This window comes from Nonomuraea sp. NPDC050022 (genome assembly GCF_044460705.1).
Taxonomy (GTDB): domain Bacteria; phylum Actinomycetota; class Actinomycetes; order Streptosporangiales; family Streptosporangiaceae; genus Nonomuraea.
Window position 1 is genome coordinate 618041 of the sequence record NZ_JBITKE010000004.1, and the last position, 24839, is coordinate 642879.

Annotated in this window: 32 protein-coding genes, 1 tRNA gene and 1 other RNA gene; 13 read left to right on the plus strand and 21 right to left on the minus strand. The window is 66.7% G+C overall.

Annotated elements, in window-relative coordinates:
* Positions 1-7: 7 nt before the first annotated feature.
* The 4 genes from ACIBO2_RS19535 to ACIBO2_RS19550 all read right to left on the minus strand — a co-directional run bounded on the left by ACIBO2_RS19535 (position 8) and on the right by ACIBO2_RS19550 (position 2159).
* Positions 8-421 carry a TIGR03668 family PPOX class F420-dependent oxidoreductase gene (locus ACIBO2_RS19535; protein ID WP_397298221.1) on the minus strand — a complete coding sequence of 138 codons (414 nt, stop codon included), beginning with the start codon at positions 419-421 and terminating at the stop codon, positions 8-10.
* 64 nt (positions 422-485) lie between these two features.
* On the minus strand, positions 486-935 hold the full coding sequence (locus tag ACIBO2_RS19540; RefSeq protein ID WP_358534445.1) for a VOC family protein: 450 nt from the start codon (positions 933-935) through the stop codon (positions 486-488).
* A gap of 36 nt (positions 936-971) precedes the next feature.
* The gene (locus ACIBO2_RS19545; protein ID WP_357937951.1) at positions 972-1268 is read right to left on the minus strand and encodes a type II toxin-antitoxin system VapB family antitoxin; all 297 of its coding nucleotides are present in this window, start codon (positions 1266-1268) and stop codon (positions 972-974) included.
* Between the two features lie 48 nt (positions 1269-1316).
* Complete coding sequence (locus tag ACIBO2_RS19550) at positions 1317-2159, minus strand: neutral zinc metallopeptidase (RefSeq protein WP_357937948.1); 843 nt, start codon at positions 2157-2159, stop codon at positions 1317-1319.
* Between the two features lie 142 nt (positions 2160-2301).
* Between ACIBO2_RS19550 and ACIBO2_RS19555 the strand changes: the two genes are divergently transcribed.
* The 3 genes from ACIBO2_RS19555 (at position 2302) to ACIBO2_RS19565 (ending at position 4587) form a co-directional block, all read left to right on the plus strand.
* Complete coding sequence (locus tag ACIBO2_RS19555) at positions 2302-2943, plus strand: LysE family translocator (protein ID WP_358449097.1); 642 nt, start codon at positions 2302-2304, stop codon at positions 2941-2943.
* Positions 2944-3067: 124 nt separating this feature from the next.
* Positions 3068-3691 carry an RNA polymerase sigma factor gene (locus ACIBO2_RS19560; protein WP_358534451.1) on the plus strand — a complete coding sequence of 208 codons (624 nt, stop codon included), beginning with the start codon at positions 3068-3070 and terminating at the stop codon, positions 3689-3691.
* A complete protein-coding gene (locus ACIBO2_RS19565; protein ID WP_358534453.1) occupies positions 3688-4587 on the plus strand; it encodes a CU044_5270 family protein in 900 nt (299 codons plus the stop codon). The genes ACIBO2_RS19560 and ACIBO2_RS19565 overlap by 4 nt, the downstream gene beginning before the upstream one ends.
* Here ACIBO2_RS19565 and ACIBO2_RS19570 read toward each other — a convergent pair whose 3' ends face one another.
* From ACIBO2_RS19570 to ACIBO2_RS19605, 8 genes are all read right to left on the minus strand, one after another.
* Positions 4588-5346, minus strand: a complete 759-nt coding sequence (locus tag ACIBO2_RS19570; protein ID WP_358534455.1) for a MauE/DoxX family redox-associated membrane protein — start codon at positions 5344-5346, stop codon at positions 4588-4590.
* A gap of 9 nt (positions 5347-5355) precedes the next feature.
* Positions 5356-5955 (minus strand): cell wall protein, encoded by a 600-nt coding sequence (locus ACIBO2_RS19575; protein WP_357655210.1) that lies wholly within the window; start codon positions 5953-5955, stop codon positions 5356-5358.
* A 10-nt stretch (positions 5956-5965) separates the two neighbouring features.
* Positions 5966-6418, minus strand: coding sequence for a hypothetical protein (locus tag ACIBO2_RS19580; protein ID WP_358534457.1), 453 nt, complete (start codon positions 6416-6418; stop codon positions 5966-5968).
* Between the two features lie 212 nt (positions 6419-6630).
* Positions 6631-7602 (minus strand): RNA polymerase sigma factor SigJ, encoded by a 972-nt coding sequence (gene sigJ, locus ACIBO2_RS19585; protein ID WP_358534459.1) that lies wholly within the window; start codon positions 7600-7602, stop codon positions 6631-6633.
* 83 nt (positions 7603-7685) lie between these two features.
* Positions 7686-8429, minus strand: a complete 744-nt coding sequence (locus ACIBO2_RS19590) for an SDR family oxidoreductase (RefSeq protein ID WP_358534461.1) — start codon at positions 8427-8429, stop codon at positions 7686-7688.
* Positions 8430-8566: 137 nt separating this feature from the next.
* The gene (locus ACIBO2_RS19595; protein ID WP_358534463.1) at positions 8567-8812 is read right to left on the minus strand and encodes a DUF6289 family protein; all 246 of its coding nucleotides are present in this window, start codon (positions 8810-8812) and stop codon (positions 8567-8569) included.
* Between the two features lie 235 nt (positions 8813-9047).
* Positions 9048-9281, minus strand: coding sequence for a DUF6289 family protein (locus ACIBO2_RS19600; RefSeq protein WP_358534465.1), 234 nt, complete (start codon positions 9279-9281; stop codon positions 9048-9050).
* A gap of 378 nt (positions 9282-9659) precedes the next feature.
* On the minus strand, positions 9660-10913 hold the full coding sequence (locus tag ACIBO2_RS19605) for an MFS transporter (RefSeq protein WP_358534467.1): 1254 nt from the start codon (positions 10911-10913) through the stop codon (positions 9660-9662).
* 132 nt (positions 10914-11045) lie between these two features.
* On the opposite strand from ACIBO2_RS19605, the gene ACIBO2_RS19610 reads away from it, so the two are divergent.
* Entirely contained in the window at positions 11046-11978 is a 933-nt protein-coding gene (locus ACIBO2_RS19610) for a LysR family transcriptional regulator (protein WP_358534469.1), read from the plus strand.
* On the opposite strand, the gene ACIBO2_RS19615 is transcribed toward ACIBO2_RS19610, so the two are convergent.
* Positions 11979-12800, minus strand: a complete 822-nt coding sequence (locus ACIBO2_RS19615; protein ID WP_358534471.1) for an alpha/beta hydrolase — start codon at positions 12798-12800, stop codon at positions 11979-11981.
* Between the two features lie 76 nt (positions 12801-12876).
* Here ACIBO2_RS19615 and ACIBO2_RS19620 point away from each other — a divergent pair, with 76 nt between their 5' ends.
* Positions 12877-13761, plus strand: coding sequence for a helix-turn-helix domain-containing protein (locus ACIBO2_RS19620; protein WP_358534473.1), 885 nt, complete (start codon positions 12877-12879; stop codon positions 13759-13761).
* On the opposite strand, the gene ACIBO2_RS19625 is transcribed toward ACIBO2_RS19620, so the two are convergent.
* Positions 13736-14194 carry an ArsI/CadI family heavy metal resistance metalloenzyme gene (locus ACIBO2_RS19625; RefSeq protein ID WP_358534475.1) on the minus strand — a complete coding sequence of 153 codons (459 nt, stop codon included), beginning with the start codon at positions 14192-14194 and terminating at the stop codon, positions 13736-13738. The two genes, ACIBO2_RS19620 and ACIBO2_RS19625, sit on opposite strands and share 26 nt — an antisense overlap.
* 83 nt (positions 14195-14277) lie before the next feature.
* Here ACIBO2_RS19625 and ACIBO2_RS19630 point away from each other — a divergent pair, with 83 nt between their 5' ends.
* Genes ACIBO2_RS19630 through ACIBO2_RS19640 form a run of 3 tightly spaced genes read left to right on the plus strand, consistent with a single transcriptional unit; the run spans position 14278 to position 15819 of the window.
* Positions 14278-14661 carry a metalloregulator ArsR/SmtB family transcription factor gene (locus ACIBO2_RS19630; protein ID WP_358534477.1) on the plus strand — a complete coding sequence of 128 codons (384 nt, stop codon included), beginning with the start codon at positions 14278-14280 and terminating at the stop codon, positions 14659-14661.
* 15 nt (positions 14662-14676) lie between these two features.
* Positions 14677-15381 (plus strand): aquaporin, encoded by a 705-nt coding sequence (locus ACIBO2_RS19635; RefSeq protein ID WP_397298586.1) that lies wholly within the window; start codon positions 14677-14679, stop codon positions 15379-15381.
* Between the two features lie 9 nt (positions 15382-15390).
* On the plus strand, positions 15391-15819 hold the full coding sequence (locus ACIBO2_RS19640) for an arsenate reductase ArsC (protein ID WP_397298229.1): 429 nt from the start codon (positions 15391-15393) through the stop codon (positions 15817-15819).
* A 259-nt stretch (positions 15820-16078) separates the two neighbouring features.
* On the opposite strand, the gene ACIBO2_RS19645 is transcribed toward ACIBO2_RS19640, so the two are convergent.
* From ACIBO2_RS19645 to ACIBO2_RS19655, 3 genes are all read right to left on the minus strand, one after another.
* Positions 16079-16402: a hypothetical protein gene (locus ACIBO2_RS19645; RefSeq protein WP_397298231.1), complete on the minus strand. Its 324-nt coding sequence runs from the start codon at positions 16400-16402 to the stop codon at positions 16079-16081.
* Entirely contained in the window at positions 16399-16737 is a 339-nt protein-coding gene (locus tag ACIBO2_RS19650) for a hypothetical protein (RefSeq protein WP_397298233.1), read from the minus strand. The genes ACIBO2_RS19645 and ACIBO2_RS19650 overlap by 4 nt, the downstream gene beginning before the upstream one ends.
* A 90-nt stretch (positions 16738-16827) precedes the next feature.
* A complete protein-coding gene (locus tag ACIBO2_RS19655; protein ID WP_397298235.1) occupies positions 16828-18081 on the minus strand; it encodes a helix-turn-helix domain-containing protein in 1254 nt (417 codons plus the stop codon).
* Between the two features lie 137 nt (positions 18082-18218).
* Here ACIBO2_RS19655 and ACIBO2_RS19660 point away from each other — a divergent pair, with 137 nt between their 5' ends.
* Positions 18219-18674, plus strand: coding sequence for a hypothetical protein (locus tag ACIBO2_RS19660; RefSeq protein ID WP_397298237.1), 456 nt, complete (start codon positions 18219-18221; stop codon positions 18672-18674).
* A 2293-nt stretch (positions 18675-20967) separates the two neighbouring features.
* Positions 20968-21132 (plus strand): hypothetical protein, encoded by a 165-nt coding sequence (locus ACIBO2_RS19665; protein ID WP_397298239.1) that lies wholly within the window; start codon positions 20968-20970, stop codon positions 21130-21132.
* Positions 21133-21719: 587 nt separating this feature from the next.
* Here ACIBO2_RS19665 and infA read toward each other — a convergent pair.
* Together infA and ACIBO2_RS19675 are read right to left on the minus strand one after the other, a co-directional pair.
* Positions 21720-21941 carry a translation initiation factor IF-1 gene (gene infA / locus ACIBO2_RS19670; protein WP_397298241.1) on the minus strand — a complete coding sequence of 74 codons (222 nt, stop codon included), beginning with the start codon at positions 21939-21941 and terminating at the stop codon, positions 21720-21722.
* A gap of 122 nt (positions 21942-22063) precedes the next feature.
* On the minus strand, positions 22064-22855 hold the full coding sequence (locus ACIBO2_RS19675; protein ID WP_397298243.1) for a GNAT family N-acetyltransferase: 792 nt from the start codon (positions 22853-22855) through the stop codon (positions 22064-22066).
* Positions 22856-23222: 367 nt separating this feature from the next.
* Between ACIBO2_RS19675 and ACIBO2_RS19680 the strand changes: the two genes are divergently transcribed.
* Positions 23223-23441: a hypothetical protein gene (locus ACIBO2_RS19680; protein ID WP_397298245.1), complete on the plus strand. Its 219-nt coding sequence runs from the start codon at positions 23223-23225 to the stop codon at positions 23439-23441.
* Positions 23442-23454: 13 nt separating this feature from the next.
* Here ACIBO2_RS19680 and ACIBO2_RS19685 read toward each other — a convergent pair whose 3' ends face one another.
* Entirely contained in the window at positions 23455-24138 is a 684-nt protein-coding gene (locus ACIBO2_RS19685) for a DUF6461 domain-containing protein (protein ID WP_397298247.1), read from the minus strand.
* A gap of 17 nt (positions 24139-24155) precedes the next feature.
* Here ACIBO2_RS19685 and ACIBO2_RS19690 point away from each other — a divergent pair, with 17 nt between their 5' ends.
* Positions 24156-24479: a tyrosine-type recombinase/integrase gene (locus tag ACIBO2_RS19690; protein ID WP_397298249.1), complete on the plus strand. Its 324-nt coding sequence runs from the start codon at positions 24156-24158 to the stop codon at positions 24477-24479.
* 70 nt (positions 24480-24549) lie between these two features.
* Here the strand turns inward: ACIBO2_RS19690 and ACIBO2_RS19695 are convergent.
* Positions 24550-24634: transfer RNA gene (locus ACIBO2_RS19695), tRNA-Ser, on the minus strand.
* Positions 24635-24739: 105 nt separating this feature from the next.
* Here ACIBO2_RS19695 and ffs point away from each other — a divergent pair.
* Positions 24740-24835: signal recognition particle sRNA small type (gene ffs, locus ACIBO2_RS19700), an RNA gene on the plus strand.
* Positions 24836-24839 lie beyond the last annotated feature (4 nt).

Below are 24839 nucleotides of genomic sequence, written 5' to 3' on the forward strand. Positions count from 1 at the left end.
GTCCCTCCTACTCGTCGTAGGCCCAGCCGCTCCACCGTTCGACGGTGATCGCGATCACCGGGCCGGCGGGGCGTCGCTCCACGTATTGGTCGTAGCGTGCGGCCAGCCGGTCGAGCCACTGGCCGCGCGTGGTGTCGTCGTCGACGAGCGCGGCCGTGCCGTCGGCTCGGGCCCACCACAGGCGCCGCCAGTCGTCGGCGTAGTGGTCGACCAGGACGCACACCCGGTTGTCGCTCGCGATGTTCCGAAGCCTGCGGAGGTCTGTCGTCCGCTTCGGTTTGTCGTCCACGGCGAAGGCGATCATGTCGCCCGCCACCGCGAAGACGATGGGCACCAGGTGCGGCGCCCCTTGCTTGTCCACGGTGGCCAACCTGGCGCTGCGTGCTGCCAGGAACTTCGCTCGCGCCACGGCCTCGTCCATCGCACCAACTCTCAGCCGACCTCTGAGCCGAACGGCCTCTCAGATGACCCTCTGAGACGGCCCCTCAGACGACGTCGAACTCATTGCCCTCCGGGTCCGTCATCGCCACCGCGTAGTGGTCCATCCCGGGCTCGGCGAGCACACGTACGACCGAGGCGCCCGCGCTGACCAGCCGCGCCACCTCGGCATCGACGCGCTCTCTGCGGATCGCCAGCGGGACCTCCTCCCGCTTGCCGCCCACCTTGATGTCGAGGTGGAAGCGGTTCTTAACCACCTTGCCCTCAGGCACCTGCTGGAACCAGATACGCGGGCCCCCGCCCTCCGGATCGACGATGCTGTCGCAGCAGTCTCCGTCGCCGAGCTCCTCTTCCGGCACGCCGATGCTCAGCCAGTAGTCTCGCCAGGTGTCGAAATTGCCCGGCGGCTCCTCCAGCTCATAACGCAAGCCGTCAGCCCAGAAGCGCGCCAGCCGTCCGGGGTCAGCGCAGTCGATCACCAGCTGAAAAAAGATCATGGAGGCATCCTGCCGGACAGGTCCGACATTTGTCCGTCAGCGGGGCATCTCCAGGACTCGGGCGTGCAGGATCGATCGCTGGTGCAGGGCCGCCCGGAGCGCCCGGTGCAACCCGTCCTCCAGGTAGAGCTCGCCCTCCCACTGAACCACATGCGGGAAGAGGTCGCCGTAGAACGTGGAGTCGGCGGCGAGCAGGGAATGCAGGTCCAGCATGGCCTTCGTGGTGATCAACGAGTCGAGCCGGACCTGCCGTGGGGGGATCTGCGCCCACTCTCTGGGCGTCAGACCATGGTCGGGATAAGGACGGCCGTCACCGACGAGCTTAAAGATCACCCCAACGATTTTAGGAGAGAATCCGATTACTCGTGTTCTACGCCGCCGTTATACAAGATCGGCCTGCGCGCATTTGGCCGGGTCGCCGATCTTGTAACCGCGATTCAGGGCGTTGACGCGTTGCTCGGAGCTACCGTGCGTGAACGACTCCGGGTCGATCCTGCCCTGCGTACGCTGCTGGATCCGGTCGTCGCCGACAGCTGCCGCCGCGTCGAGCGCCTCGGCCATCTCCGCGGTGGTGAACGGCTTTTCGTAGAAGCCGGTCTCGACGGCGTGCTTGGCCCACACACCCGCGTAGCAGTCGGCCTGCAACTCCGTCGCCACCGAGTTGCCTTGGGAGAGCTCGCCTAGGAGGTCCTGGGCGTGATGCCCGTACTCGTGGGCGATTACATATGCCTGTGCGAATGGGCCGCCTTTTGCGCCGAATTGGCTTTGCAACTGGTCGAAGAAGCTCAGGTCCAGGTAAACGCGCTGGTCGCCGGGGCAGTAGAAGGGGCCGACCGCCGAACTGGCCGCGCCGCAGGCGGTGCGCAGGCTGCCGGAGTACAGGACGGTCTTCGCCGGGCGATAGTCGGAAATCTGGGTCTTCCAGTAGTCCTGGATGCTGTTGACCACGCCGACGACCCGGCATTTCTCCGACTGGTCGGCGTCCTTGCCGGTACGGCACTGCTGCGACAGGTTCGAGGACGGCTGCCGCTGCTGCGCCGGCTGGTCGGTTCCGCCGCTCAGGTTGTTCAGGACGAAGACTATGACGAGCACGATCAGGCTGACGATTCCGCCGCCACCGATGACCATGCCGCCCGGGAACCCGCCACCGCCCCCGCCCCCGCCACTACCGCCAACGTCCTCCACCTGTGAGGAATCGAGGTTGGCGTCGTCCCTGAAGTCCATCGCTGAGGTCCCTTCTCGGGTGCTGCTCGGATGACAGCTTCCCGAAAGGGGCGTATAGATGCCACCGGTGAACCTCTCATACCCGTGCGCTTACGCAGAGTATTCACGGGTAGCCGGGCGCAATGTCCGCTAATCTGCCCATATGACGGGTGGTCTGCTGGGAATCGCGTTGGTGTCGCTGGGCATGGTTCTCACCCCCGGGCCGAACATGATCTATCTGGTGTCGCGCTCCATCACCCAGGGCCGCCGGGCCGGCCTGATCTCCCTCATCGGGGTGGCGCTCGGGTTCACCGTCTATCTGACGGCCACCTGCCTGGGCCTGACGGCGATCTTCGCGTACGTACCCGCCGCCTACACCGTGCTCAAGCTCGCCGGCGCCGCCTACCTGCTCTGGCTGGCCTGGAACGCCGTCAAGCCCGGCGGCACCTCCGCCTTCGAGCCGCGCGAGCTGGCGATCGAGCCGCCGCGCAAGCTCTTCGCCATGGGCCTGCTCACCTGCCTGCTGAACCCGAAGATCGCGATCCTGTACCTCTCGCTGCTGCCGCAGTTCATTGACCCGGCCATGGGGCACGTGCTGCTGCAGAGCCTCGCGCTCGGCTCGGTCCAGATCCTCATCGGCACCCTGGTCAACGCCCTGATCGCGGTGTCGGCGGGCACGCTGGCCGCCTTCCTGGCGGGCCGCCCGCTCTGGCTGCGGATCCAGCGGTACCTCATGGGCACCGTGCTCGCCGGCATCGCCGTCCACCTCATCGCCGATCGCTCCAAGGCCCTGGCACCGGCATAGGCGCCCGTCGCCTCAAGCCGTCGGCCTCAGCCGCGCGGCTTGGCTCGGTGGGCGATATTTCGGGAACCGCGTGGCCTCCTGGTGGCAATTTCTCGTGTCATGACAGACACCCGAGAGGCACGAGATGCGACACGAGAGCCGGACGGGCACACCACCCTGGCCCGAGGCCGTGGAGACGGCCGACGATGCCGCGGTGATCGCCCGATCCCGGCATGAGCCCGAACACTTCACCACGCTGTTCACCCGTCACGCCCCGGCGCTGAAGCACTACGTCATCAGGCGGCTGGGCCCGGATCCGGCCGAGGACATCGTGGCGGAGACGTTCGCGCGGGCGTTCCAGCACCGGGAGAAGTACGACCTGACGCGCGCCGACGCGCGGCCATGGCTGTACGGCATCGCCACGAATCTCATCGGGCGCCACCGGCGTCACGAGATCAGCCTGTATCGGGCACTGAGCCGCACGGGGGTGGACTCGGTGACCGAATCGTTCACGGACGAGGTCGATCAGCGGGTGGCCGCCGACGGTGTGCGACGCCGCCTGGCGGGCGCCTTGGCCGGGCTCCCTCGGGGGCACCGCGACACGTTGCTGCTGGTGACGTGGGCGGAGCTCACGTACGAGCAGGCTGCTCAGGCGCTGGGTGTTCCGGTGGGAACGGTGCGTTCGCGGGTGAATCGGGCTCGAAGCAAGCTACGGCGGGTGCTCGGTGGCATCGACCCAACCGACGCGAACGAAGGAATTAACCGATGAACGAGCTCGAACTCCTCAACGGGTTGCGCGATGAGGTTCCGCGACGGCCCGATGCGCGAGCCGAGGAGCAGCGGCTGCTCGCCGTGATCCAGGGCCGCTCCCCGGCGCCTCGCAAGTGGCCGGCGCTCCGCCCGCGCTGGGGCCTTGCCCTGGTCGCCTGTGGTGTGGCCGCCGCCGCGGTGACCGTGACCCAACTCGGCGGCGCCGAGCAGCCGGTCAAGGTGCGGCAGCCCGACCCGATCGGGTTGCTGGAGAACGCGGCCCTTGTCGCCGCGCGTACCAAGGCCGTCGAGATCCGCTCCGACCAGTGGTTCTACGTCAAAGAGTCACAGCACATGGGTGGCGACCTCCCGGACTTCGAGCACTGGAGCCGGATGGACGGGGCGAAGGACGCCGTACGGGTCAAGGGCAAGCTGAAGATCGGAAACGGAGAGAAGGGGCCCTCGAACCCGGGCAAGACCGCACAGGAACTGGAGGCTCTGCCCGCCGACGCCGACGAGCTGCTCGCGCACTTCCGCGGGCTCAAGGAGGAGCGGTATCCGATGTCCATCTGCCAGCCCGCCTGCCCGGAAGGCTCGCTCCCGGACGTCAATGCCTTCGGGGCGATCGGGTGGTATCTGAAGTTCGGGCCGATGATCCCGCCGGAGAAGGCGGCGGCGATGTACCGGGCCCTGGCGAAGATCCCGAACGTCACCGTCCAGGAGAACATCTCGGACGGTGACGGTCGCAAGGGGATAGGCGTCGTCCTGGACCTGGGCGAGGCGGGCAAGGGCACGTACATCCTCGACCCGGAGGACTACCACTACATGGGCATCAAGGTCGAGCAGGCCGGCGAGACCAGCTCCATGTCCGTACTGGGCTCGGGGATCGTCGATCAGCCCGGTCAGACGCCCTGATCAGGTGAGCGCGACGCGGACGGTCGTCGGGTCGGCTCCGGCAAGAGGGATGGAGAAGACGGCCGTCCGCTCGCGCGCCCCGTACACCACGAACCGCAGGCCGTCCTCGTCCCACACGTCCTGAACGTCCGAGGTGAGCTGCGCGGACGCCGAGCAGTACGCGGGGCTGAGGTAGAGCAGGTGCAGCGAGACCTCCAGCGGGATCTCACCCGGTGAGCGTACGGCCAGCGGCCGGCGGAGCCGTACGAGGAGCTGGCGCAGTGGGCTCAGCCAGAGGCGGTCCAGCTCCGCCGAGAGGCCCAGCAGAGCGACGACCTCCACCAGGCCCAGTGCGACGAGCGGGGGATCCAGCGGGTACGGCCCCGCCCAGATCGCCGCGACGCCCGCGACGCACAGCAGCCCGGCGCGGGCGAAGGCGCGCACGTCCACGGGCTGGGAGTGCGCGCCCAGGCAGCCGCACGACGACGTGGGCGCGGCCGCGTACGCATAGGCGAGATAGGCGAGGAACCCCGCCGAGAGCACGGCGGCGGCCGCGCCCTCCTCAGGGGTGGCGGGCGGCAGCAGCAGCGCGGCCGCCACCGCGAGCTCCACCACCCCGACGAGGCGGAGCGTGGGGACCGCGCGCGCCGAGCCGACCAGCCGGGCCAGTGCGGTCCGTCCGGCTTCCGCCCGCATTCGACGGCTGAACAGTTTCATCAGGGCCGCCCAGACGAGGAAGAGGGCGATCACGTACGGCTGAAGCGCGGCGATCCCTTGCATGTGTCGCTCCTAGTGGGGGGAGAAGACGGTGGCGATGTCGACCTCGTTGGTGTCCGGTCGCCACGCGCCGAGGATCTGCACGTGCTGGCTCACCCGCAGCATCGACAGGTCCGCGGACGGCGGTGACTCGGAGTGGACGGCGACCGACTTGCCCGACACGACGTGGCAGAGGACCTCTTGGCCGTTGTGGTCGAGGTGGATCTTGTCGCTGGTGATGTTCTTGATGTGGCCCTTGATGTTGACGATGTTGAGCCACACCGACTCGGCGGCGAGCACCCCGTCGGGCATCCGCACGCCTCGGGCGTACAGGCCGTCACCCGGCTTGGCCTGGTCGAAGGGGACGGGCCCCAGCTTCCAGAGGCTCGTGCCGTCCACGACCCGGATGTTGTGGAAGACCATGTTCGAGCCCAGGACGAGGAGCGTGTTGTCCTTGATGGAGCGGATCCGGCCCTCGGCGAAGTTGGGGTCGACGGTGCCGGGCTCCACTTCGGGCGCCCTGGCCGTGGCGAACGCCGCCTCGGGGCCGAGCGAGCCGAGCGCGGTCGCGGCGACCACGCTGGCCCCGCCCCCGAGCAGGGCGGACTTGAGCATTTGCCGTCTACTGGTCATCGTCAGCTCCCTAGGGGGTCGAGATCTCGCAGGGCCTCAGGCCGGCGGAGAGGCTGGCGATCTTGCTGTAGGCGGCCGGGGTGAGGTCGATCAGGCGGTTGCCGGCGCAGGTCGCGCCGCAGCAGCTCTTCTCACCGCAGAACAGGTCCGTCTGGGGGCCGCAGTCGGCGATGGCGGTGACGACGCTGGTACCGCTGCACAGCGCCGTGATCTTGTGCTGGAACCCGCAGGTCCGCCGGGAGAGGCTGACGCCGCAGGTGTCGGGGTGGGTGATGGCCAAGCAGGCGTCGGAGGTGTTGGGCCAGGCGTGCTGGAGGCTGCCCGAGTTGCAGGTGCCGCAGGCTCCCTTGCCGGTGGTGCTGCACGGTCCCCAGGCTGTGCCGCAGCAGAACCAGGAGACCTCTCCTTGGACGGAGGCGTACAAGTCGATGGGTGGGGGGTCAGTGGGCTGGCGGCGCACCATGCGCGTCCTCCTTGGGGTGGGCTCTGCAGGGGGTCCCCCGATGAGGCGGTGAAACTTTCCGACTTGATCCATCAAAACATGTAAGAATTTTTCGTCAATGCCCAATTTGTCCCGACGCGCCCAGCCCGCCGCGTTCCACCGCGCTTGCGACTCGCCCGGATCTACGGCGCTTACCGGGATCTACGGCGCTCGGCACTCGCTCGGACGCGAGATCAGTTCTTCTCCGGCAGTCGCGCCACATCAGATACCGGTCCGAGGTGTCCGAGCTTGTCGGGATTGGCCACCGAGTGGATCGCCTGGACCACGCCGTCGGCGATGTCGAGTTCGACCACGCTGGCCACGCGCCCTTCGGCGTCGTACATCACAGCGCCGGGCCGGTCGTTGACCCAGGCCGGCCGGAAGGAGACGCCGAGCATCTGGACCCGGCGGAAGCCGCCGACGAGCAGCTGCGCGACGCGCCGGGGCTCGGTCGCGGGCTTGCCGATCGCCTGCGCCTTGCCGCCACCGTCCCCGATGAACACGACGTCGGGCGCGAGCATGCCGAGCAGCGCGTCCATGTCGCCGCCCGCGGCGGCCTCGAAGAACCTGCGGGCGAGCTTCTCGCCTTCCGCCCGCCGCGCCGGGGGCGGCACGCTCTCGCGCGACGCCGGGGGCGGCGCGCTGTCGCGCCCGCGCCTCCCGGCGGCGATGCGCTGCCTGGCGCGGGTGAAGATCTGCCGGCAGTTCACCTCGGTCTTGCCGGTCACCTTGGCCACGTCCGGGTAGCCGTACCCGAACACCTCGCGCAGCATGAACACCGCCCGCTCCACCGGCGAAAGGGACTCCAGTAGCACGAGGAACGCCATTGACAGCGAGTCGGCCAGCTCGACGTGCTCGACCGGCCCCGGCCCATCGGCGGTCACGACGACCGGCTCGGGCAGCCACTCCCCGACGTACGTCTCCCGCCGTACCCGCGCCGACCTCAGGTAGTCGATGCCCAGCCGCGTCACCGTCGTCGTCAGGTACGCCTTCAGGTCGGCGATCGTGGTTCCGGCCTGGTGCGCCCGGGTCAGGCCGAGGAACGCGTCCTGCACGATGTCCTCGGCGTCGCCCACCGACCCGGTCATCCCGTAGGCGATGGAGAACAGCAGCGGCCGGTACGCGACCGCGCCCGTCTCATCCGCTGATCCAGGCACTCGGCTCATTTCCTTGGCCTTCTCCTACGTGGACACCTCCGCACGACGTCCAGCAGGTTATCCGAGGGCCGTCCATCACAGTTGCGCGGCGATCACCAGGCGATGGGGCCGAGGCGATCGACGAAGATCCCGGTCGGCCCGTCGGCGTCGATCGTCGCGAGTCTCACGATCGAGTCGGTGCCCTCGGTGACCGTCAGCTGCCCGGTGTGATGGTTCATGTCGGTGGCGGCGAATGTGCGATTGATGACTTCTCCGGGAGTGGCCATGTTGAACTTGATCTCTGGGAGGGCTTGGGCGTACCGGACGGTGATCATGTTCAGCGCCGCTTTCGACGAGCTGTAGGCGAGCTCGTGGAACTTCGAGGAGGGCTGCTCCGGGTCGGTCTGGACCGCGAAGGAACCGACAGCACTGGAGACCATCACCACCCGCGGATGATCGGCCGCCCGCAGCAAGGGCAGGAACGCCTGCGTGACCCTGATCGGGCCGTACACGTTGGTGTCGTAGACGGAGTGAATCTCGTCGACCGTCGCGTCGGCCGGCGCGATGGCCCTTCCTGGCGCGCCGGCGTTGTTGATCAGCACATCCAGCCGATCGGTGTGCTCCCGGACGAGCCGTACGGCGGCGGTGACCGACTCGTCCGAGGTCACGTCCAGGGGGACCATGACGACGTTCGCGCCACCGCCGATGAGCTTGTCGGCGGCTGCCCGCCCGCGGCCTTCATCACGCGAGCCGAGAAAGATTGTCCAACCCTGCTCGCCGAGCCGCCGGGCCGCCTCGAGGCCGAGTCCCTTGTTGGCACCAGTGATCAATACCGAGGTCTGTTCCGCGTTTGTCATGCCCTCTAAGACGGCATGCCCTGCTTGGCTGTGACACATTGTGAGCGAGCTCACAACGCGGGCTGGTGCCGGCGTCTCTTCGCCGGGACGGAAATCCGGCGGGGCCGCCGGTGCGCGCCCCCGCCGGAGGTCTTCGCTCAGTTGCAGGGGCTCGAGGTCCATTCGCTGTAGCGGCTGATGGTGCCCCAGCTCGAGACCTCACCGTCACAGAATTCCGTCTTGGCTCCGACCACGTTGGTGTGCGCGGCGTCGGAGTAGTACGCCGTGTTGCACTCGTAGCCGGCCGGGCAGCGGAAACCCAGCGTGCCGGCTTGTGCGGTGGTCGGTATGACAGCGAGGGCGGCGGCGGCCAAGGTGGCAATGCCGAGTACGCGACGGATCATGAATCGTCCTTCCTGAATGCGGGAAAGCGGATGGGACCCGGCAGAGTTGCCGGGAAACGGCTCATAGGTCCGCGACGCCCTGGCCTGCACGGGACCGGTCGGGAGGGCGACGAGGGCGGCGGTGGCCAGGCTAGGGCGATGAGGCGCGACAGATCATGAACGATCCTTCGTCAGCACGAAGGCGGAGTCTCGGCGGGATCAATGGAAACGAACTGCCCGGCGTTTCCCGTTCCGCTCAGCAGGGGCCCCGATAGTAGTCCGAGTAGTTGCTGCGCACACCCCAGACGTACAGGGTGCCGTCGCAGAGTTCCTCTCTCAGTCCGATCTGGGTGGAGTGGGTGGCGTCGGAGTAGTAGGTGGTGATGCAGAGGTAGTTTTCCGGGCAGGCTGAGGCCTGCGCGGAGCCGGCGGGGAGGGCGACGAGGGCAGTGGTGGCCAGGGCTGCTGCGACCAGTGCGCGACGGATCATGAATCGTCCTTCCTGAGCACGAAACGGTGTGGGACTCACCCCCCTGGGCGGCGACACAACCCATGATCGAAATGATCCGTCTCGTCCGAAGGAAACGCAACACTTACAGACATGGATGACGATCTGTAGAAGGACAGGTGCATTCGCGTCCCGTGCCATGACGTGTCGTTATTATCGGACCATTGATGGTGCGTATCAGCGTGCTCACCTGGTGTTATGTCCGCTGTTCGCGCCGCCGCAGCTGCGCTGTTCAAATAATTCGGACGCGCCCCAAGTCGGGTTTTGATTTATGGATCGGGTAAGGCTGCCAGCCGGTTGTCGCGTTCAGAAAATTTTCCGTCGGTGATACCGGGTTTACGCATTCGTGGATCGGAAATTTCAGCCGCCCGATGGCCGCGCGTTCGCCCGCTCAAGGTCGCGGACAAGTTCAGGGCCCTGGCGGTGGGGCAGCAGCAGTGGGCCGGCGAGGATGAGCAACCCCGCGATCGTGATGGCCGTACGCGGGCTGGTGGCGTCGGCGAGCAGGCCGCCGAGCGCGCTCAAGATGGCGATGGCGCCGCTGCTGCTGATCGACCAGGCCGACAGGGTGCGGGCGGTGCGGTCTGGGGGAGTGTGTTCGAGCCGGTAGGTGGCGAGTACCGGGTTGTACAGGCTCATGCTGATGATGATGGCGAGCTCGACCGCCATCACGATCGCGAGGCCGGCGACGCCGGGACGGACGAAGGCCAGGCCGATCAGCCAGACCGCGCGCAGCGTGCCGATCGTACGGAGGATCCGGTGTTGGCCGTACCGCGCCACGACGCGGCGGGCAAGGCGTGAGCCGATGAGTCCGCCGACGCAGGGGGCGGCGAAGGCGAGGGCGTACTCCCAGGGGGAGAACCCGAGCTCACGGAGCAGGAGCACGGCCAGTAGCGGCTCGGTGGCCATGATCAGTCCGCTGACGAGCAGGTGGTTGAGATAGAACGCCCGCAGGCCGGGGTGGGTCAGGATGTGCCGAAAGCCGTCGAGCAGCTCGCCGGCCCGGGCCCGGCTCCTGTCCGTGCGTCGCGGGGGTTCTTCTCGGCCGCGAATGGCGCTGATCCCCAGTGCGGACAGCAGGTAGCTGAGCGCATCGGCCACCACGGTGGTCACCGGCCCGAACAGGCCGATCGCCGCCCCGCCCAGCGGCGGCCCGACCGCGATCGAGCTCCACGTCGTCGACTCGAACCGCGCGTTGGCCACGAGCAGATCATCCGGCCGTACGAGGGCTCTGAGGTAGGAACCGCTGGCCGCGTTGAAGGCGATCTTGGCTGCGGCTGTCACCGTCGAAACAACCAGCAGCTGTACGAAACTGAGCCGGTTGAAAGCGTAGGCGACCGGGATCGTCATCATGGCCGCGAACCGGGCCAGGTCCATCGCGATCATGATCGGCCGCTTGCGCCGAAACTCCACCCACGGTCCGAGCGGCAACGCGATCAGCGCACCCACCGCCGGCCCCACAGCCGAGAGCGCGGACACCTGAGCGGGACCGGCATGCAATACCAGCACGGCTATCAGGGGTAATGCCCCGAATCCCAAGCCGGAGCCGTAGGCGCTGACCGCGTACGCCGCCCACAGCCAGCCGAACCGCCGGCCCAAGGATCGTCTGGCCACCAAGCTCCGCATCTCCCCGCTCCGAACAACTTGCCGCTGACCGCTCCGATCAAAGCAAGGCCGAGAAGGCGGATCAAACAACGGGACTGGTGGCAAGTCACAACCATTTGTTGTGGGAGTAGCGTGTCGTGCGTGGATCTCAACGCCGTACGCACCTTCGTCGCCGTCGCGGACGCAGGCCAGTTCCAGGAAGCGGCCGCAGAGCTGTCGATCACCCAGCAGGCCGTCTCCAAGCGCGTCGCCACGCTGGAGAAAGACCTCGGTGTGCGCTTGTTCACCCGTACGGCGCGCGGAGCCCAGCTCACTGTCGATGGCCAGGCATTCCTGCCCCACGCCCGTGAACTCCTCCGGGTGGAGGAGCGGGCCGACGCGTCCGTACGTCCTGGTCGGCGTGCGCTACGCGTCGACGTCGTCAACCGGCGGGTCGCGGCCGGGGTGCTGCTGCAGGACTTCTACCGTACGCATCCCGAGATCGAGCTTGATGTCGTGACCTTGAAGGGCGACGTCGAGGCCGCGATAGCCGCTGTCGAGGCTGGGACGATCGACGCCACGTTCCACGCCGTCACGGTTCCCGCGCGACATCTGCAAGGCCTGATCAAGACCGCCCGAGTGATCGACGAGCCGCACCAACTACTCGTCGGACCCCGCCACGCGCTCGCCAAAGCTCACGCTGTCACGCCCGCGCAACTTGCCGGGCACCGAATCTGGATGCCCGGCATGGCCCCGGAAACCGAATGGGCCGGCTACTACGACGAACTCGCCGCCGCGTTCGGTCTCACGATCGACATGGTCGGGCCCAGCTTCGGAATCGAGGCGCTGCTGGCCGAGATCGCGGACTCCTCCGAACTGGCGACCCTTGTCGGCGAAGGCTCGCGGTATCTGTGGCCGGACAGCTACGACCTGCGGCGCATACCGGTACGTGACCCGGCGCCGCTCTACCCGATGTCACTGATCTGGCGCGACGACAACCCGCATCCCGCGCTCGTCGAACTCCGCGACTACCTCGACTCCAGGCGAGTGGACGTACCCGACACCGAGGTCTGGTTGCCCAAATGGGGACAGTGATCAGCTGGCTCGCGCGGCGAACGCCAGGAGGAGTGCGGCGGTTCGCGGCGGATCCTCGAGCATGGGTGAGTGCCCGAGTCCGGGCAGCAACTCGACCGTCGCGCCCGGAACGGCGCGGTAGTCGGCGGCGGATGAGGATCGCCATCTCCGGTCGTCCTCGCCGAAGATCACCAGCAGCGGCTTGCCGAGGGGCGCCAGCCGCTCCGGGAGCGCCCGCTGCTCCAGGTACTCGCGGATGCCCTGCATCGTCGCGGTGAGCGTGTGGTACGTCATCGCGCGTACCTCGTTCAGGAGCTCTTGGGGGATCTGGTAGCCCGCGCGGCTGAAACCGGTGCTCGCGAACTGGCGGAGTTGCTTGTCGGTCGGCGGCCACTGCGAGGGCGCGATCGCGGCGGACTCCGAGGCGATGAAGGCGCCCAGGCTGGGCCCGGTGTTGATGAGCGCGAGAGCGGTCACCAGGTCGGGCCGCTGTTCGGTGAGGGCGGTGGCGACCGCGCCGCCGCTGGAATGGCCGACGACGGTGGCGTGCTCGACGCCGAGCCGGTCCAGTGCCGCGCCCACCCGGCGTCCCTGCTCCGGGGTCGCGTAGCTGCGGTCGGCCGGTTTGCCTGACCGGCCGTGGCCGAGCAGGTCGATGCGGATGACGCGATGGGACGTGGTCAGCAGCGGAACCAGCGTGTCCCATGAGCGGGTCGAGGACGCGGATCCGTGGATGAGCAGGAGCACGGGGGCGTCGTCGGGCCCGTCCTGGCACACGTAGATATCGTCGTCGTTCAGGGACACTGTCTCGGCGTGGCCCTTCATGCCGTCAGAAATGGTCATAAGGCCACTGTCGCCGCCGGTAACCGCCGGCGGATTGGACAAATGTTCCTCTCCCTGGCGTGCGTAGCATGGGACGGTGCGGACATTCGTCCACGGTGCGGCTGTGTGGGAGGTCGCATCCCCGCGGCGGCCCAGCCGGGTGGCCGGTGTCACCATGGCCGGGTTCCGGGTCCGTGACCTGGACGCGCTTCGGATGGTCCCGCACCCGGCCGTGACGCTGCTGCTGGACTTCGGCGCCGGTTCGCCCATCCTGAACGACGCCGCCGGGCGGCAGCAGCTGGGAAGCGTCGTCGCCGGGCCCGGGATCGGGTCCGGGGGCGCGGTCTGGGCGCGGGGGGAGAACGTCGAGTGCGTACAGGTGCGCCTGTCCCCGGTGATCGCCGGCGCGATCCTGGGCGCTTCCCCCGCCGAACTCGACGGCGTCGTGGTGGCCCTCGACGACCTGTGGGGCCGGGAGGCGTCACGGATCCGGGAGCGACTGGGCGATGTCTCGTCGTGGGAGGATCGCTTCGCGTTGATGGACGCGCTGCTGGCCCGCCGTTACGAGACGGGGTCGCCGCCGGTGGACCCGGAGGTGGCCTGGGCCTGGGACCGGATCGTCGGCGGCCGCGGCCTGGTCCGGGTCGACGGGCTGGCGGCCGAGGTCGGTTGGAGCCGTAAGCGCCTTTGGTCCCGGTTCCGCTCGCAGCTCGGCCTGCCGCCCAAGCGCGCCGTGAAGCTGGTCCGGTTCGACCATGCCGCCCATCGGCTGGTCGCGGGTGAGGGCGCGGCCCGAGTCGCGGCCGACGCCGGCTATACGGACCAGTCCCACCTGCATCGGGATGTTGTGGCGTTCACGGGAGTGACCCCCGCGACCGTGGCGGATGAGCCGTTTCTGGCGGTTGACGACATCGCCTGGCCCAGTCGCCCACAGACCACAGCGAGATCGATCGCGCTCAGCAGCAGTTCGCCGAGGCGGTGACCGGTTCGTCGCCCGATGTGGTGGCTGGGGAGCAGCAGGCTGATTCGGGTTCCTTGGTCAGGGTGTCGGCGTCGCCCTTGACCACGTACACCTCCCATGGCTCGGCCCCCGGGCCGTGCACCCACACCTTGTCCTGGAGGGCGTAGCAGCAGGAAGTGTCGTTCTCCTCGAAGGTGGCCAGTCCGGCGTCCTTGAGCCGCCGGGTGGCGGCGTCGACCTGGGCGGTGTCCTCGACCTCGACGCCGAGGTGGTCCATGCGGGTCGCCTCTCCCGCCTCGCCTTCGATCAGCACCAGCTTGAGCGGCGGCTCGGCGATGGCGAAGTTGGCGTAGCCGGGACGGAGCTTGGCCGGTTCGGTGCCGAACAGCTTGGAGTAGAAGGTGATCGAGCTCTCCAGGTCGGCGACGCGGAGGGCGAGCTGGACGCGAGACATGACGATCTCCGATCGTTGTTTCGACGGATGTCTAAGCAGTCTCGAGTTTGCGCTCCTGATTAGAGATCTGTCAAATTAGAGATATGTCGAAGCAGGAGCTGCCGGTGCTCGCCTCCGAGTGCTGCACACCACTGATCGCCGAGCCGATCACCGAAGACGAGGCCGCCGAGACGGCCCGCGTGTTCAAGGCGCTCGGCGATCCGATCCGGTTGCGGCTGCTGTCCCTGATCGGTGCCCGCGAAAGTGGGCGCCAGGTCGGCGGCGGAGTGTGCGTGTGCGAGCTGACGGAGGCCTTCACGGTCACCGCGCCGACGATCTCGCACCATCTCAAGGTGCTGCGCGAGGCCGGTCTGATCGACAGCGAGCGGCGCGGCACCTGGGTCTACTACTGGATCGTCCCGGCCACGCTCAAGCGTCTGACCGGCGTACTGGCCCTGCCCGAGACGCTTGTCGCGGACGCGCGGTGAACCTGGCGCCGGGCGCTGGCCGAGTTCGCCGGCACCGCCGCCCTGGTGGCGGTGGTGGTCGGCTCCGGCATCATGGCGGCTGATCTGTCGCGTGACGTCGGCGTGCGACTGCTGGCCAACAGTCTGGCCACGGCGGCGGGCCTGGCCGTGCTCATCGTGATCCTCGGACCCGTGTCCGGCGCGCACTTCAATCCGGTCGTCTCTGTGGCGGCCTGGGTCCTCACGCGACGCGACGCTGCCCCGGCAGTACGCGGCCGTGAGGTGACGGCCTACGTTCCCGCCCAAGTCGCCGGCGCCATCGCCGGGGCCGTCCTGGCGAACACCATGTTCGGGCTCCCGGCCGTTCAGATCTCGGCTCATGACCGGTCGGCGCCTCACCTGCTGCTGGGTGAGGTGGTGGCCACCGCCGGGCTCATCGTGGTCATCTTCGCCCTGACCCGGCAAGGCCGCGCCGCGCTGGCACCGGTCGCGGTCGGCGGCTACATCGGCGCCGCCTACTGGTTCACCAGCAGTACGAGCTTCGCCAACCCCGCAGTCACCCTGGGGCGAGCGTTCACCGACACCTTCGCCGGGATCGCCCCCGCTTCCGTACCCGGCTTCATCGCCGCCCAGCTGGCCGGCGCCGCGCTGGGCGGCCTGCTGCTTGTCCTGCTCTACCCGAACAGCCGGCAGCCTGTTTCTGGTTCCACCTACAAGGCCGCTGCCGATCAGCCTCGATAGGAGAGACCCGTGCCCGACGTGTTGCCGCAGGTGTTGTTCGTGTGCGTGCACAACGCCGGCCGCTCCCAGATGGCCGCCGCCTTCCTGACCCACCTGGCCGGCGACCGGGTACGCGTGCGTTCGGCTGGTTCCACGCCCGCCGACGAGGTGAACCCGGCCGTGGTGGCGGCGATGGCAGAGCGTGGCATCGACATCTCCGCCGAGATCCCCAAGGTGCTCACAGTCGATGCCGTCCAGGCCAGTGACGTCGTGATCACCATGGGGTGCGGCGACGCCTGCCCGATCTTTCCCGGCAAACGGTACGAGGACTGGGCGCTGGACGACCCGGCCGGGCGGGGCGTCGAAGCCGTACGTCCGATCCGGGACGCGATCGAGGCCCGCGTACGCGCGCTGATCGCTGACCTCACCTCCGCTCCCGCAGACACAGCGACCAAGTGAGCGTCACCACAAACCTGGACGGGATGGCCCACGGGCCACTCATCGAGTCCATGCATGCTGCCCACACCGATCATGTGCTGGCCGTCTACCAGTTCGGCATCGACGAAGGCCAGGCCACCTTCGAGACCACCGCCCCGACCTGGCCGCAGGGCCTCCATGCGCCGCTATCGCTGCTAAAGCCTCTCCAGAGACTCGTGAGCGCGCCGGACACCAGGAACACTTTCTGCGAGAACTCTCCAGGTGCCAAGCGGAGGGCGTTCTATGCGCCCTTCCTACGGCGCCGTTCCTCCACGACCTGGGCTGCCGTCAGCCCGCACACGTGCTGCACGAACCATCGGCGATCGTCGGCAGCCTTTCGACCGTCCCACTCTTCCGTCTCCTGGCGTGAGCCCCCAAAGGGCGGGGAGACTGTGGCGGGTCTGGGCTTGGCCCGCCAGAGTTGCTGGCCGTAGGTGGGATCCCAGAACGTGTACTCGCCTGCGATCACCGGCTCCGGATCGAGGTCGATGCGGATGCTGCGACCTAGCAGATGGACGCGGATGACCGTTTTGCCGCACTCGCCGCAGTGCTGTGTTCCACTCATGCTCGGCTGCGCTGCATAAGCGCCCTCTGGCCGGACAGGGCCATCGCGAGCGCTGCACCATCTCGCTGGCGAACCACTCTGATCACACCGAGCAGCGCCATCTGCTCCGTGACCGTGCACAGCAGTTCGGCCACCCACCATTCGCCGGTGTAGTCACGGCGACGGTTGATGTCCCATTCGGGGTAGGCGGTGTGGAGTTCGGCGAGTTGCTGGAGGGCTTGTCGTTCTCGCTCCGCAGCCGTGTGTGCGGCGGTCGCGGCGCGGGTGATCGCCGCGCCGATGTCCAGGTCCGCAACCTGGGCCATCGCCTGCTCAGGCGTACCTGATGGATCCATGTGGAAAACGCTATGAGCTGCGGAAACAGGGTTCCATGGACGTGCTGTCCTACCGAACCTACTCTTCTCGGCCTATGAGGACGTCGTGTCCTAGCTCAGATCGAGAGTGCGGGCCAGCGACCGCACGGCAGGTGACGGGCGTGTCTCCTCGTCGCGGATGGTTTCGACCAGGTCCCTTGCGATGGCTTGGTGGCGGAACCACACCTGCGACTGCTCACGGGCCTCAAGCAGCCGTTCAGTGGCCGCTACGCGGTGCCGCGCGTCCAGGTGGGCCTGTGCCACGTCGATCAGGTGACGGCCGTACGCGATGCCCTGCAGGTCGCCCGGCCGAATTCTTCTGGCGGCCTGCAACGCCAGATTGGGCTGGCGGAGCACGGTATGGCCATGCGTCTCCTGCTCAGCGACCATCGCTGGACCGAAGCGGCCGTTGTGGATCGCCACCGTGCCCCGCAACCGTCCGGCCCCGGCAGCGGCCAGAGCCGCGTATTCGGAGATGTCCCGCCCGGCCGCAGCTGCGGGGGCGATGGCGCTGATGAGGAGCCTGCCCCATACGGCCACGTGCTGAGCCGGCGCGGAAAAGGCCGGCTCGATGCGTTCGGCCATGGCGGTGGCAAGGTGCTCGGCCTCGATGAGACGGGCCTGATGGAGGAGAACCCACACGTAAGTGGCGTGCAAACCTGCCCACAGTAGTTCGTCATCGCCGCCGTACGCGGTGGTGATGGCACGTTCGGCGCCAATGGCGGCCAGGTCTTCGCGGCCAAGGTGGATCATCACGGCCGCTGCCAGATCATAGGCCATGGCCAGCGGGTAGACGGCGGCGTTCCCTTGTGCGGCGCGCGTGAGGCGGGCTTCGGCGAGAAGGCCAGGCAGGGTGGCGACCAGAGCGGGGAAGTCTCCGCTCCAGTACGACCGGCACGCATGTCTAGCTGCACGTTCGACGTCGGGCAGAGATGTGGGTTCGCCGTCCAGACCGTCGTCAAGGCCGGGGAGAAGCGACGGCATGAGCAGTGCGTCCCGGAGGGCCAGGACGCCTCCGCCATCGCGGTCAGCGCCAAGTTGGTCGCGTCTGCCGACCAGCTTCGACAACTCGACGTCGAGGGCGTTGGCCAGGAGTATGAGTGAGGTGAGCCGGGCGGAGTGCCGTTGTCCCTGCTCCAGCTTGGCGATCAGATCCCGGGACAGGCCGGCCCGGTCGGCGAGTTCTTCCTGAGTCAGGCCACGGTCGCGTCGTACGGCGCGGAGACGCGCGCCCAGCGTGGTGGTATCAGTCACAGACCCTGCCGCCTCTCCAGAGAGTCTTTCTATCGACAGGCTACGGCGCAGGGCTTTTGTGCGCCGGCTCAACGACGATAAGACGGCTGTCCGGAATCACCGTGGCCCCTCAGCGGTTTGGTCGCACCCCGTGAACACGGCCGGACAAGGTAAATTGAGACCCTTTTGCTAGGTTTTCCTGGGAAGCTTCCAAGGCGCAGTTCGCCCTCATGCTGGGCGGGCCGGAGATCGACGCGCTACGCGCGATGTTGGCGGAACTGCTGGCCGTTGAGCGGGTCAACCGGCGGTTGGCCGAAGAGGTGAGCGGGATCGGGATCAGGTACGACATGGGGCAGTGCGGCCACGCACTTGCCGGGCGGCGGATGCCGTACAGAACGCTGCGGATCTTGTCCGGAGGAGCGCGGAGCGACACACTGCGTCTGCTGCGTCCCCCCAGAGGGGTCTTGCTGATGCTGGTCGACGGCCCGTGGGCGAGCGTGGCGGAGGGCTGGCGGGACAGAATCGACATCGTGCGTGCCGAGACGGAGAACCCACAGGTCACCTGCGCGATGATCCGCTCAGACGGACATGTGGCCTGGGCGACCTCCGGTGATCCCGACGCCGGAGGGCTGCTCGCGGCTCTGACCCGATGCTTCGGCCTGCCCCGGCACCGCAAGCGTCAGTGATCTCATCAGACCAGCAACAAGACTCCCGCTCAGGGCCGCCTTAACCCGGTCACGAGCAGGTGGACTGCCTGCTCTGGGAGCCCGGCGAGAAGGGTGAAGATCCCTCCGAAGAGGCCATCTGAGACTGAAAAGCCATAAGGGGTGTGCCGTGATCATGGCACACCCCTTATGAACCTTATGAACTGGTGGAGGATGAGGGATCTGAACCATGAAAAGGTTGCCCGTGCATACTTTCCAAGCCTGTGGACATTTGTACGGCAAGGTCTGTAGGGGTGTCCGAGCAGGTATTAAGACGTCCTGCGAACCTGCTCGAACGCCTCTGCATGGAGGTGTACTGAGACCCGAATCAGGATCGTCGGTAGGCCATGGTTTGCTGCTGCCGTGAGTCTAGATGGTGCATAGTGATCAGGCGTCTTACCTCTTTACTAGGGAGGGTCATCGGGAGCGGCGGCGTATGAACCTAAATATGCGATCCATCACCTTGAACGCGGCCGAGCGGCGTTCGGAATCCCGGGACCAGACCGCAGGCAGGATCACCCCCGCGACAAGCGTGAGCAAGAGAATCCCGACGAACACGAGCGCGGCGGGGCTTCCCAGAAGCTGTGCCGTCGGTTGCGGAGCAGGCGCAGAACCTAGGCGCTGAACCGCGCCCTCCCACCTGCCGACCTGGTCTTCGTGTCTGATTTCGCGTACACTCACGTACACGTGTGGCCTCCTCGAGGGCATACGAACCAGTGGAATGACGGCCCCCCCGGTACCAGCGGGGGGGCTGTTTCCGTTTCCGGACAGCTTCGCCGTCATGTCGCGACCATGAACGGATCGCGATAGAGGTCAGACTACAGCCTCCACGGCCCCCAAATCACGCCTAAGCGGAGAACTTCATGCGAGTGCGTCCAGTAGGCCGGATGAGCCCCATCGGCCCTGAGGCTTGACTACAGAGCCGCACAGGGGTACCTGTGCGTGCGCGCCAGCGGGCATGCCCGCGCGCGCGCCTATATCACACTCGAAGCTCTCGCTGTTGGAGGTGAGAGGGCTGGCGTGGTGTGTTGGATGGACGGGATCACCCGTCGTGGTCGTGCGTCTTGATTCCAGGAAGGTCAGGCTCGACGCTTGTCGACTGTTCGGCATTTGGTCGCCTTTGGCTATACTGTCCGTTTCGGAGTGCTTTGGCGCTATAAGTGAATCTGTTTCACGATCTGAATTTTTTATGCATTCATGCGATTCGCTTTTAGAGCGATGTTCGGCTTGGTCGGTGATCGCAGTGGTCTTCACCTCGACTTCGATGTGATCAATGTTGATAATTCGACCCAACAATGCTCTGCATGACTGTGCATTATCCGTGGTTGTGGAAATGCGATTGGGTGATGGTGTGCGACGCGCCTTGCGTCAATGGCACTAGTCGACGCGTCTTTGCGTCGCACGATTGCTAGAGGGGTTATGGCCTTAATCATCTTGCGGCTGGCTGTGTGTTGGTCTAGCGGAGGGGGTGCAGGGAGGTCGATCCAGCGGTTGGCGCTCCTGGTTCCGGACCACATGCTCCCCGCGCACGCGGGGATGAATCGGCTGGCATCGCTTGCGCCTTGCGGGCTCACCTGGTATTCGCGCGGGCGCGCGTCAGAGATAAGAGGTGTGGCTCGGATGGAGGTGCTCCCGCTGGGTTAGTGATGCGGAGCACTGCGGCTGGTTGTGTCTTCGTCTGGTGGAGGGCGCCCATGGGCGGGTTGGTCCAGTGGTTGGTCCTCCTGGGCCCAGAGCGTATGCTCCCCATGCACGTGAGAGTGGTTCCAAGCCCAAGACTCTGGGGGAGGGGGCAAGGCGAGGTGCCCCCGCCGCACGTGGGGACAGATCCAGCTAAGGGGTGTTCGTCATCTTCATGCCCCTGTGCTCCCCATGCACGCGGGGGTGAATCGGCTGGCATCGCTTGCGGCTTGCGGGCTCACCTGGTATTCGCGCGGGCGCGCGTCAGAGATAAGAGGTGTGGCTCGGACGCCGCCTTACCAGCGGATCGTATGGGCGGCCTCTCGGCGACTTCTTAGGTGATCACCTAGTAGGATGGGCTACACGTAAGTGACTAGCGGCCATGCTCCTGAGCCCGGCTCTCCATGAGCCCCACAGACGCAGAAATTAATTGGCGGCCATCGCTGCGCACTCACCTGGTATCTAAGCGGCGCGTGGCTAAAGAGCAGCCTTAGTATCGCGTTGCCGCTTAGTCAAAATGAGACGTAAGCGGGCCTTCTTTGTTGGCATTGCTATTCCCTATACCGACTCTCAGGGCAAAAGGCCCTGGCCCGGCTTGGGAGAGTGGTGCAGGAACGAGACGCTGTGCTCCCGCCTGACCGAGTTGCGTCCCGACGTCTACACCGGATGGGCCTCCGAACAGCTCTTCGCAGCACTCAAGCCGCACGGCGTGACGGTCGGCTCCATAGGCCGCCGCATCGACGGCAAGCCCGTCACCTGACGCGGCATCCGCCTTGACAACCTAACCGAAGCCACCGCGGAGTGTAATCGCCGAAGCGGCTCCAGTTGACTGCCCGGCGGACAGTCGCCAAGAAGGTGGGCGGCCTCATCTGGGAAGTGCAAGCGCCCAAAGCGGGCTACTGAGACCCAGAGCGAGAGGGCCGTGCCATCGACCTCGGCGTGACTCCTCTGAGCCGGCGGAGGATGGGGGTTTTGCACCCTTTGAAAGGTTGCCTTTACCTGCTTTTCAAGTCTGCAGACCTTCGTTCGCCGCCGTTCACCGGGGGCTCTAGCTGCGGCGCAGGCTCCCGCCCCACCCCTGGTGAACAGTCCTGGACGGGAGTGAACTGAGACAGAAAATGAGGCTGCCCCGACGCAAGATCTGGCTGTAAAGCTGGGCGGTCTCCCGAGTGTTTCAGCTGTTTATCCGCACGTAGCGCGATCGGCGGGGCCGTGTGAAGCTGGCGTGCTCATCTGGCCGAGATGCCGACCAAGAACCGAGCCGAGTCGTCGGCTCGGTTCTTGGTCGAGCACTTTTCCGATTTAGCCCAAGACTTCTTTTCCTGTATTGGCGCGTCCCGCCCGCCGTTACCTGTATCGGTAGAGGATTCGGCCGCGGGTGAGGTCGTAGGGGCTGAGCTCCACGAGCACCCGGTCGTACGGCAAGATCTTGATGTAGTTCTTCCGTATCTTCCCGCTGATGTGCGCCAGCACCTTGTGGCCGTTCTCGAGCTCTACCTTGAAGGTGGCGTTGCGTAGGCACTCGATGACAGTGCCCTCCACTTCGATGCCGCCTGCTTTTCTTGCCATGATTTCTCCGGAGTGGCTGTGAGGTGGGTGCGGAAACGGATTCTGTTGCCGCAACCGTGATCGGGGCGCCTCGGCGGGCGGCGGCCGTGACCCGGCCGTCTCGCCCGGCGATGGGTGGGGCGTCAGCGGAGTACCAGCTCCAGGTTGCTGCTCACACGCCGGGCGCCGATGCCCTCGAAGAGCGCCATGGCCGCCTCGTTGGATTCGTTCACCTCGGCCGATGCCGTTTCGATCCCGCGGCTGTGCAGCGAGCCCAGCACATGGGCGAGCAGCGCCCGGGCTATACCGCGGCGGTGCTGGTCGGACCGGACCGCGATCAGCCCGATCCGTGGCTGCCGGATGACCGGCGCCACGCGGAGCAGCCCCACATATCCATCCGATTGCGCGGCCACCGCGTACTTCGACGGGTCCAGCACGGTAACTCCCTCGGGGAGAGGCAATACCTCAGCCGGCATCTCCTGCCATCCGACGGTGGCTTCGACCTCGTCGCGGATCACGCGGTCCAGCTCGCGCAGAGGGCCCTCCTGCGCCTCGCCGAGGCCCACGATCGTCACGTCCGACGGCGGTGGGGCTGAGCCGAGTCCCGTGACCTGCGGGTCGGTGGGTACGAGGTACTCCCACTCGCGGCGTCCGGTCGTGAAGCCGGCTTGTTCCCAGTGGGACGTCAAGTCGAGGTCGGTTTCGTCGACCAGCGTGTACAGGGGCTTCGGCAGGTCGGCCAGCATGGCTTCGGCGAGTTGGTCGAAGACTGCGCCGTGCCACGCGTCGATGCTGACGAAGATCCGTCCGTCGGGCCTGCGCGAAGTGTCGCCGCGGCCGACCACTCGGTCGTCCGCCACGGCGTGCCATTGCCGCTCCGCGACCCGCGCGACCGCTACGGGATGCTCGCCCGTGTCTGAAGTGAAGCTGTTCATAGGTTGTTGCCTTTCGGGATTGCCTTTTCGCGGCACTCCCGGCGACACCTATGTCAATCGCCCGACCGTGATGACGAGGGGGAGCACCCACATCGATACAGCGTTCATGGGTCTCACCTCCTTGGGGCCTGTCACGGTTCCCGCACGCTATCAACCCGAACGTGATCCCGTACAACCATTTTCCGGCGATCAGCTCGGCGGGCCGCCAATGCGCTCATCAGCCGTGAGTCGCGCGGTTCTCCCAATGTCCAGGTGCCCGCGCTTAGCACTCCTGCTGTCCGGGCGTCGTCCTGTGGTCCCCGGCCGCGTGCGGCGGCGGGCCGGGGGCGGGGCGCCATGGGTGAGGGCGGACACGCGACCGCGGACCTTGCTGAAGGCGGACCCCGTACTCTGCATCTTCAACGATGGCGATCAGATCCTGGGGATTTCCCTGATCGACGCTTCCATGCTGCGCGCCTGCTCCGTCGGCTTCTGCGCAGTGATCAAACTGTCCATCGACGACGTCATCGCCGCGCGCACCGACTGGCCGGCCTACTTCGCTCGACGCAAGGCCGAGTTCGAGCAGAAATCTGGCTCAGAAGCTTGACGAAGCCCCAGCGTTACAGCAGACCTTGCGCGCGTAGCACGCTGGAAAGCGTTTGCGAAGCGCCGCTCCGGTTCTGCATCGAGCTGCCGCTCAACCCCCCAAGGGGTTCCGCGCCGAGGAACCGCAGGCTCCGCAGGTTCGTAGAAAAGGAGAGGCCGGTGATGCTGCTCGCCAAGGCGAACGAACGTTCCATCGGGTGGTCGATCCTCCGTCCATCGATGTCGTGGTTGGGATCCAGCCCGACCTCGTGCATCTTTGTGACGAAGCGGTCTGGGTCACTGCCCGATCGCTCTTCTGGGTACATGGGGTCGAACCGGACGACCGGCGTGCCGTCGACGATGTAGGCGAAGGTGTCCTCGGCGTAGTCGTGGCGGCAGACCGACACGACCTCGGTTCCCCGTGAGACCTGGGCGTAGATCGTGTCGTCGACTGCGATCTTCCATCCCCCCGGTTCGATGACCACAGTCCAGTCGCCGACTCGGGCGGCGCCGATGTAACCGGCCGCGTCGTCCCTCATGCTCTCCACCGAGCGATGGCCCAGTTCATCGAATGCCACCTCTTCCATGGTCTCCTCGTCTACGCCGAACCGGCGGAGGGCTTCCTCTGGGGAGAGATCGCGGACGAAGGACACGCAGTAGATCTCACCTAATGTCTCGTAGCCGGGGAAGCAGGGGTGTCCTTCGGGTGCCTCTGTCATGGTCGCTCCGTCCTTGATTGCGTGAGCGGCATGATCGCAGCAATCGCCGACAAAACGGCGGTCGCCCGTCAGCACATACACCGACTACCACGAGTGGAAAGGACTTCCTGGCATCTGCCGGGCTGAAGGACGGTCGGCTCCACGACGCCCGGCACACCGCCGCGACCGTCCTGCTGATCCTGGGAGTCCCCGAGCGAACCGTGATGGCCATCATGGGGTGGTCCAGTAGCGGCATGGCACGCTGGTACCAGCACGTGACCGACGGCATCCGGAACACGGTGGAAAAGCAGGTTGACGGCCTGCTCTGGGAGGGGGACAAGTCCTCCGCAGAAGCCAACTGAGGCCCGGAACAGCGAAAGGGGCCGACTTGGATGGGGTCGGCCCCTTCGCGTTTACTGCCTCAACCAGACGCGGAGGATAGGGGATTTGAACCCCTGATAGGTTGCCCTATACACGCTTTCCAAGCGTGCGCCCTCGGCCACTAGGCGAATCCTCCGCCGAGTAGCTTACCGGACTCCCGTACGTGACAAGACCATGATTTACGTCCGGCGAGACCACGACTTGGCTGCAGCGAGCACTGCCGGATGTGGCTAGACTGTCCAAGGACCCCTCGCGCGGCGTCATCCTGTGAACCTCCCCAGGGCCGGAAGGCAGCAAGGATAAGCGGGCTCTGGCGGGTGTGCGGGGGGTCTCTTCGTTGA

Excerpts from the sequence above, each read along its gene's own strand:
- sigJ (WP_358534459.1), bottom strand. The coding sequence starts at position 7,602 with ATGAGCCGAGTGCCTGGATCAGCGGATGAGACGGGCGCGGTCGCGTAC.
- ACIBO2_RS19590 (WP_358534461.1), bottom strand. The coding sequence starts at position 8,429 with ATGACAAACGCGGAACAGACCTCGGTATTGATCACTGGTGCCAACAAG.
- ACIBO2_RS19560 (WP_358534451.1), top strand. The coding sequence starts at position 3,068 with ATGCGACACGAGAGCCGGACGGGCACACCACCCTGGCCCGAGGCCGTG.
- ACIBO2_RS19685 (WP_397298247.1), bottom strand. The coding sequence starts at position 24,138 with ATGACAGAGGCACCCGAAGGACACCCCTGCTTCCCCGGCTACGAGACA.
- ACIBO2_RS19535 (WP_397298221.1), bottom strand. The coding sequence starts at position 421 with ATGGACGAGGCCGTGGCGCGAGCGAAGTTCCTGGCAGCACGCAGCGCC.
- ACIBO2_RS19600 (WP_358534465.1), bottom strand. The coding sequence starts at position 9,281 with ATGATCCGTCGCGCACTGGTCGCAGCAGCCCTGGCCACCACTGCCCTC.
- ACIBO2_RS19650 (WP_397298233.1), bottom strand. The coding sequence starts at position 16,737 with ATGGATCCATCAGGTACGCCTGAGCAGGCGATGGCCCAGGTTGCGGAC.
- ACIBO2_RS19645 (WP_397298231.1), bottom strand. The coding sequence starts at position 16,402 with ATGAGTGGAACACAGCACTGCGGCGAGTGCGGCAAAACGGTCATCCGC.
- ACIBO2_RS19580 (WP_358534457.1), bottom strand. The coding sequence starts at position 6,418 with ATGGTGCGCCGCCAGCCCACTGACCCCCCACCCATCGACTTGTACGCC.
- ACIBO2_RS19675 (WP_397298243.1), bottom strand. The coding sequence starts at position 22,855 with ATGAACAGCTTCACTTCAGACACGGGCGAGCATCCCGTAGCGGTCGCG.
- ACIBO2_RS19630 (WP_358534477.1), top strand. The coding sequence starts at position 14,278 with ATGTCGAAGCAGGAGCTGCCGGTGCTCGCCTCCGAGTGCTGCACACCA.
- ACIBO2_RS19565 (WP_358534453.1), top strand. The coding sequence starts at position 3,688 with ATGAACGAGCTCGAACTCCTCAACGGGTTGCGCGATGAGGTTCCGCGA.
- infA (WP_397298241.1), bottom strand. The coding sequence starts at position 21,941 with ATGGCAAGAAAAGCAGGCGGCATCGAAGTGGAGGGCACTGTCATCGAG.
- ACIBO2_RS19625 (WP_358534475.1), bottom strand. The coding sequence starts at position 14,194 with ATGTCTCGCGTCCAGCTCGCCCTCCGCGTCGCCGACCTGGAGAGCTCG.
- ACIBO2_RS19555 (WP_358449097.1), top strand. The coding sequence starts at position 2,302 with ATGACGGGTGGTCTGCTGGGAATCGCGTTGGTGTCGCTGGGCATGGTT.
- ACIBO2_RS19550 (WP_357937948.1), bottom strand. The coding sequence starts at position 2,159 with ATGGACTTCAGGGACGACGCCAACCTCGATTCCTCACAGGTGGAGGAC.
- ACIBO2_RS19595 (WP_358534463.1), bottom strand. The coding sequence starts at position 8,812 with ATGATCCGTCGCGTACTCGGCATTGCCACCTTGGCCGCCGCCGCCCTC.
- ACIBO2_RS19615 (WP_358534471.1), bottom strand. The coding sequence starts at position 12,800 with ATGACCATTTCTGACGGCATGAAGGGCCACGCCGAGACAGTGTCCCTG.
- ACIBO2_RS19660 (WP_397298237.1), top strand. The coding sequence starts at position 18,219 with ATGCTGGGCGGGCCGGAGATCGACGCGCTACGCGCGATGTTGGCGGAA.
- ACIBO2_RS19540 (WP_358534445.1), bottom strand. The coding sequence starts at position 935 with ATGATCTTTTTTCAGCTGGTGATCGACTGCGCTGACCCCGGACGGCTG.
- ACIBO2_RS19575 (WP_357655210.1), bottom strand. The coding sequence starts at position 5,955 with ATGACCAGTAGACGGCAAATGCTCAAGTCCGCCCTGCTCGGGGGCGGG.
- ACIBO2_RS19570 (WP_358534455.1), bottom strand. The coding sequence starts at position 5,346 with ATGCAAGGGATCGCCGCGCTTCAGCCGTACGTGATCGCCCTCTTCCTC.